General features: G+C 68.2%; 4 protein-coding genes and 1 riboswitch. Of the genes, 2 read left to right on the top strand and 2 right to left on the bottom strand.

The window, feature by feature from the left end:
• Positions 1 to 138: GTP-binding protein (locus tag AB4Y84_RS16225; RefSeq protein WP_442250443.1), on the bottom strand; the 138-nt coding region annotated here is incomplete at its 3' end.
• A 74-nt stretch (positions 139 to 212) separates the two neighbouring features.
• Positions 213 to 1,097, bottom strand: coding sequence for a M23 family metallopeptidase (locus AB4Y84_RS16220; protein ID WP_363732110.1), 885 nt, complete (start codon positions 1,095 to 1,097; stop codon positions 213 to 215).
• A gap of 137 nt (positions 1,098 to 1,234) precedes the next feature.
• Positions 1,235 to 1,353: riboswitch (SAM riboswitch) on the top strand.
• Positions 1,354 to 1,429: 76 nt separating this feature from the next.
• Here AB4Y84_RS16220 and metX point away from each other — a divergent pair.
• A complete protein-coding gene (gene metX, locus AB4Y84_RS16215) occupies positions 1,430 to 2,461 on the top strand; it encodes a homoserine O-succinyltransferase MetX (protein WP_312787834.1) in 1,032 nt (343 codons plus the stop codon).
• Positions 2,458 to 3,581, top strand: a 1,124-nt coding sequence (locus AB4Y84_RS16210) for an O-succinylhomoserine (thiol)-lyase (RefSeq protein WP_442250442.1), incomplete at its 3' end; no start/stop codon positions are given. The genes metX and AB4Y84_RS16210, both read left to right, overlap by 4 nt.

The raw sequence follows: 3,581 nt of genomic DNA, 5'->3' as shown, positions 1-3,581 counted from the left end.
GCCCTTCACCGAGCCGGCCATCTGGATCGCGCCGCCGAACAGCAGCAGCTTTTCGGTCAGCGTGGTCTTGCCGGCGTCAGGGTGGGAAATGATGGCGAACGTGCGGCGACGCGACGCTTCGGTGGCGACTTCGGACATGGCAGTGGCGCCCGCACGGGGCGCTTTTCAAAGAGATAAGCGCCCGATTATACCGGCCTGCCGGCGTCGGCGGGTCAGCGCCCGGCGCTGGCGTCGCCGCTGCCCTCACGGGCGAAGTGCAATTCGCCCTGCGGGGCGAGGATGCGCACCGGCACCGAACGCAGGCCCATGCCCCGGTTGAGCTGCACCACGAAGTGCAGGTGCGGGGCGGTGCTGTAGCCGCTGTTGCCGGACAGGCCGATCGGCTGCCCAGCCTGCACGGCCTGGCCGGGACGCACGCGCATGCCGCCGGCCTGCAGGTGGGCGTACATCGCCATGCTGCCGTCGCTATGCAGGATACGAACGAAGTTGGCGCGTCCGGCATCGCGTTCACGGTCCAGGCCATTGCCGCGGAAACCGTCCTGTACCTGCATCACCGTACCCTCGCGGGCGGCCAGGACCTGCGTTGCTTCGGACAGGGCAAAGTCGATGGCGTCGCGGTTCTCCTCGTCATCGTGGCTGAACCGGCCCTGCGGCGCCTGGTCCACGCGCAGCTGGGCAGCCTCGAACGGCAGGCGATAGGCGACGTCTTCGGCGCGCGCGGCCGGATTGCCCGGCACCGACTGCAGACGAAGATCCAGTGCCTTGCCGTTGGCAGGAGAGGGAAGATGGCCCACTACCAGGCTGCCGGTGGCCTGCACCAGTGACTGCAGCGGCAGGCCCTCGACCTGTGTGCCGGGGGCCGCGCGCAGCTCGATCTGCACCGGGCCGGACAGCGGATTATCGATCCGCGCCTGCCACTGGTCGCCCAGCGACTGCAGGCGGAGATGGGCCATCGGCGCCGCTTGCGGCGCCGCCTCGGCACTGGGCGCAGCTGCAGTCGTTGGCACCAGTCCCCAGCCCTGGCGCCAGTCGGCGGCGTTCGCGGGGGCGCTCGCCAACAGGGGCAGCAGGAGGCAGGACAGGGGCAGGCGGCGCATCGGAGGCTCCAGCGACATGGACCGACGGGACTCTACGCAAGCTGTCGGGACGGGGGAAGCGTGGGGGCTTCGCATTCATCCATCTCTTTATCCGTATGAAGGGATTGACATGCCCGAAAAGGACTGGCATCGTGGCTCCACCATCGAGACCGGCAGAGGGACAGGCCCTTTGAAGCCGGGGCAGCCCGCAGACGCGAAAGCGCCTGCGTAGGTGCCAAATCCTGCGGGGACCGTGGCGTCCACCGAAAGATGGTTCGAACCTGCACCCAACGTGCACTTCGAACGCGAGCCCCGCGAAGGCTCGATGGCCGATTTCCCTACCGGAACCAGCCATGAGCTTCGCCACCAGCACCGTGCTTCGCCCCGAACCCTTTGTCCCCGTCAGCGTGCCGGTCGATGACCGCGTGCACGCCGAGCGCGGCGAGTTCGCCGCCGTGCTGTCGATGCGTCATGCCGGCCCTTGCCCGGTACGCCTGCGCTACGAGTGGGTCGGTCCCGTCAACGCACCGGTGGTGGTGCTGGCCGGCGGCATTTCCGCGCACCGCCATGTGGCCTCCAATGCGCAGTTCACCGAGAAGGGCTGGGCCGAAGGCCTGGTCGGCAGTGGCCGCGCACTGGATCCGCAGCAGCTGCGTGTGCTCGCGTTCGATTTCATCGGTGCCGACGGCGCGCTGGATGTGCCGATCGATACCGCAGACCAGGCCGATGCGTTGGCACTGCTGCTGGACCACCTCGGCATTCGCGCGCTGAAGGCATTCGTCGGCTATTCGTATGGTGCGCTGGTCGGCCAGCAGTTCGCGATCCGGCATCGTGCCCGGGTACGCCAGCTGGTGCTGGCCAGCGGTGCGCACCGCCCGCACCCGTATGCCGCCGCCTGGCGTGCGCTGCAGCGCCGTGCCGTGGCGCTGGGCCAGTTGCAGTGTGGCGAAGACCACGGCCTGGCGCTGGCCCGCCAGTTCGCGATGCTCAGCTACCGCACGCCGGAAGAATTCGGCGAGCGCTTCGACGCAGCACCGGAAGTGGTCAATGGCCGCGTCCGTGTCGCCGCCGAAGATTACCTCGACGCCGCTGGCGCGCAGTACGTGGCGCGCACGCCGGTCAATGCCTACCTGCGCCTGTCCGAGTCGATCGACCTGCACCGCGTGGACCCGAGCGCGATCCTGCCGCCGACCGTGGTGGTTGCCGTTGAAGGCGACCGCCTGGTTCCGCTTGCCGACCTGGTCGGCCTGGTCGAGGGACTGGGCCCACGCGGCAGCCTGCGCGTGCTGCGCTCGCCCTACGGTCACGACGCCTTCCTGAAAGAAACCGATCGCATCGACGCGATCCTCGCCACCGCCTTCCGCACTTCTGGAGAGTCCGCATGAGCCTGCACGCCGCTGAACCGTCCTGTTGTCGCACCACCGCCGCCGTCCGCGCCGGCATCGATCGGGATACCGCCCATGGCGCGGTCACTCCGCCGATCGTGCTGTCGTCGAACTTCAGCTTTGAAGGCTTCGGCAACAAGCGCCAGTACGACTACACCCGCAGTGGCAATCCCACACGCGACCTGCTGGGTGAAGCGCTGGCCGAACTGGAAGGCGGCGCCGGCGGTGTGGTGACCGCCACCGGCATGGGCGCGATCAACCTGGTGCTGAACGCACTGCTGCAGCCCGGCGACACCCTGGTGGTGCCACACGATGCGTACGGCGGCAGCTGGCGCCTGTTCAACGCGCTGGCGAAGAAAGGCCATTTCGAACTGGTCACTGCCGACCTGACCGACCCGCGCGCGCTGGCCCAGGCCCTGGCCACGCAGCCGAAGCTGGTGCTGGTGGAAACCCCGTCCAACCCGCTGCTGCGCATCACCGACCTGCGCTTCGTGATCGACGCGGCGCACAAAGCCGGTGCGCTGGTGGTGGTCGACAACACGTTCCTGTCGCCGGCATTGCAGCAACCGCTGTCGTTCGGCGCGGACCTGGTGCTGCACTCCACCACCAAGTACATCAACGGCCACAGCGACGTGGTCGGTGGTGCGGTGATTGCCCGCGATCCCGCCGTGCATGAACAGCTGGTGTGGTGGGGTAATGCCCTGGGCCTTACCGGCTCACCGTTCGATGCGTTCCTGACCCTGCGCGGCCTGCGTACGCTGGATGCACGCCTGCGCGCGCACCAGGAAAACACCGCCGCGATCGTGGCGCTGCTTGATGCGCATCCTGCGGTGGCCAAGGTCTACTACCCGGGCCTGGCCGATCATCCGGGCCACGCCGTTGCCGCGCGTCAGCAGAGTGGTTTCGGCGCGATGCTGTCCTTCGAACTGGCCAGCTGTGCCGGCGATGATCCGCATGCTGCTGTACGTGCGTTCGTCGATGGCCTGCGTTACTTCACGCTGGCCGAGTCGCTGGGAGGCGTGGAAAGCCTGATCGCACACCCGGCGACCATGACCCACGCCGCAATGACTGCCGAAGCACGCGCGGCTGCGGGCATCAGTGAAGGCCTGCTGCGTCTGTC

The organism is Stenotrophomonas sp. 2YAF22, from assembly GCF_052114665.1.
Taxonomy (GTDB): Bacteria; Pseudomonadota; Gammaproteobacteria; order Xanthomonadales; family Xanthomonadaceae; genus Stenotrophomonas; species Stenotrophomonas indicatrix.
Note: the sequence above shows the minus strand (reverse complement) of the source record. Positions and strands in the feature narration are given on the sequence as shown.